This is a genomic window from Streptomyces sp. NRRL WC-3549 (assembly GCF_000721935.1).
In the GTDB taxonomy this organism is placed as follows: Bacteria; Actinomycetota; Actinomycetes; order Streptomycetales; family Streptomycetaceae; genus Streptomyces.
This window is the reverse complement of sequence record NZ_KL585423.1, coordinates 83,464-86,260: the sequence shown is the minus strand read 5'-3', so window position 1 is coordinate 86,260 and position 2,797 is coordinate 83,464. Positions and strand designations below refer to the sequence as shown.

The following is a 2,797-nucleotide window of genomic DNA, read 5'->3' as shown; positions in this document are numbered from 1 at the left end:
AGATGTGTATAAGAGACAGCACCCGAGGTCAGGCGCCGGGCCGAGGAGGCACTCACCGCGTTCCTCCGGACCCGTCCCGCGCTGTACGAGGTCGACTCGGGCTTCCTGAAGGACTTCTACAACGCCCTGTTCGACATCGAGTTCCCCGGCGAGGACCGCGGCCGGTACATGGGCGCGGACGGCCGGATGAACCTGCGGCCGAACAACTCCTTCCACGAGGAGCCCTACGCCCCCGAGTACGCCAAGTACGGCGGCCCCGCCGGGGTCGAGCTCGCCGAATGGCACTTCCGGCACTCCAGCGACCTGGTCATGGACGCCTTCCGCACCAAGAACCTGCACCTGCGGACCGTACTGCTGGGCACCTCCGCCCAGCTGATGATGGTGATGGCGAGCTGCTTCCTGCCCGAGGAGGACCGGCTCGCCGACTACCTGGACGGCTACTACGAGTTCTGGCACCGGGCGTTCCCCGGCACCGGCTTCATCGGCTCGAAGGAGTACGAGCGCAACTACGCCGAGACGGCGCCGTCCCTGGGCCGCCGGTTCGCCGAGATCCGTGCCGCCGTCGCGGCCGACGAACTCCAGCGGCTGCCCGGGTTCCTGCGCGGCTGGGCGGAGCACTGCCTGGAGCTGCGCGCCCGTATCGAGGAGCTCGCGGCCCGGGGCGCGCTCGCCTTCCCCGCCTGGGACGGCCCGGCCCGGGAGGACACCGGGCAGCAGCGCACCGAGCCGGCCGGCGCCGCGCCGCTGGAGACGCTCACCCATGTGCCGGCCGTGCTGCCCCGGCTGCTGTCCCCGTACATGCACATGACCAACAACCGGCTGCACGTGACGATCCGGGACGAGGCCTACCTCTCCTTCGTCCTGGGCCAGGTCCTGCGAGAGCCGGGCGGGGCGGACGGCCCTGAGGCGGCGACCGCGTGACCGCCACCCCGGACGGAACCGCCCCGCCGCCACCCGCCACCACGGCGCCCGCGCCCGTGCCGGAGGCCCGCGCCTCGGCGGCCCGGGTCTACCGCCCCGCGCTGCGGGCCGGCGTCCAGCTCGGGCCGCCCCTGCTGCGCGGGCCCCGCACCGTGCACCTGATCCGGCACCCCGTCGGCGGCGCCGCGTTCGAGGTCGGGGTCAAGGAGCACTTCGTCATCTCCCGGCTCGACGGGACGCGGAACCTCGACGACGTCGCCCCCGCGTACGCCGCCCGCTTCGGCCGCCGCCTCGCCGAGGACAACTGGAACCGCCTCCTCGGGCTCCTCGGCGCCCGCGGCCTGCTGGCCGGCGCCCCCGACCCGCCGCCGCCCGCACCCGCCCCCGCCCGCCCCCGCGCCAACACCCTCTGGCGCGGCACCCGCCGGATAGTCGCCGACGCGGACGCGACCACCGCGCGCCTCCACCGGATCCTGCGCCCGCTCCTGCACCCCGCGCTCCAACTGCCGCTGCTGGCCGCCGTACTGGCCATGGAGGCGGTGCTGATCCTGCACACCGGTGAACTCCTGGACGGTACAGTGGAGTTGTTCCGGCAGCCTGTGGTGCTGGCGGCGGTCGCCCTGTTCCTCTGGTTCAGCATCACCGTCCATGAACTCGCCCACGGTGTCGCGGCCCAGCACTACGGCGGCCATGTCGCCGAGATCGGGCTGCGCTGGAGATTCCCGGCCGCGATGCTGTACTGCACCGTCGACAACTACCTCTTCCTCCCCGGCCGCCGCGCCAAGCTGGTGACCGCCGGTGCGGGCGCCCACGTCAACCTGCTGCTCCTGCTGCCGTTCGCCCTGTGGTGGTCCCTGCTCCCCGGGGACGACCCGGCCCGCCCCCTCCTGGCCGGCCTGCTGTTCCTCGGCAGCGTCCAAGCGCTCAGCAACCTCGTCCCCCTGCCGCCGCTGGACGGCTACCGGATGCTCGGCCACGCCCTGGGCGCCGCCCACCTCGCCCCCGAGACCCGCACCTACCTGGCGCTGCGCCTGGGCGGGAAAGGGGCCGAGGCGACCGCCGCCTACCCCCGCCGCTCCCGGGTCGTCCACACGGCGTACGGCATCGGCGCCGCGCTCCTGCTCCTCTCCGCCGTGACCGGTACCTGCGCCGTGGCACTCCTGCTGCTGCTCCGGTGACCCGGTCGCGCGACCACCCCCCGACCCGAAGGACCCACGCACCACATGAGTGAGGTACCGGCCATGCGATCCACGCCCACCGACGGAACCGACCCGGCCCCCGCCGTCCGCGTCCAGGGGGTGTCCAAGCGGTACGGCGACCGGCAGGCCGTCGACGACGTGTCCCTGGACATCCACCCGGGCGAGTTCTTCGGCCTCCTGGGTCCCAACGGGGCGGGCAAGTCCACCCTGGTGGAGATCATGGAGGGCCTGCGGCAGGCCGACTCGGGCTCCGTCGCCCTGTTCGGCCGGTCGCCCTGGCCGCGCGACACCGCGCTGCTGCCCAGGATCGGCGTACAGACCCAGTCCTCCGCGTTCTTCGTCCGGCAGACCGCCCACGAGCACCTGCGGACCGTCGCCGCGCTCTACGGGGTCTCCCGGGAGGCGGCCGAGGCCACCCTGGAGTCCGTGGGCCTGAGCGCCCAGCGCGACATCCGACCGCCGCCCTCGACCCGCAGGCCCGCCGTGCCCTGTGGGAGGTGCTGCGCGCCCTCAAGGCCGAGGGCCGCACCATCGTCTACACCACGCACCACCTCGACGAGGCCGAGGCACTCTGCGACCGGATCGCCATCCTGGTGGACGGAAAGGTCGCGGTGACCGACTCCCCGCACAACCTCGTCGGCGCCTCCGAGGCCCCCAGTCTGTCTCTTATACACATC

The 2,797-nt window shown here is 73.4% G+C and carries 1 protein-coding gene and 2 pseudogenes; all 3 read left to right on the top strand.

From position 1 onward, the window contains the following. Positions 1-24: 24 nt before the first annotated feature. Positions 25-921: pseudogene (locus tag IH13_RS0126755) on the top strand (lantibiotic dehydratase C-terminal domain-containing protein); the annotation flags it as partial. 56 nt (positions 922-977) lie between these two features. Beyond that, positions 978-2,099: a metalloprotease gene (locus IH13_RS0126750; protein WP_031088541.1), complete on the top strand. Its 1,122-nt coding sequence runs from the start codon at positions 978-980 to the stop codon at positions 2,097-2,099. A gap of 45 nt (positions 2,100-2,144) precedes the next feature. Continuing rightward, positions 2,145-2,797: pseudogene (locus IH13_RS38500) on the top strand (ABC transporter ATP-binding protein); the annotation flags it as partial.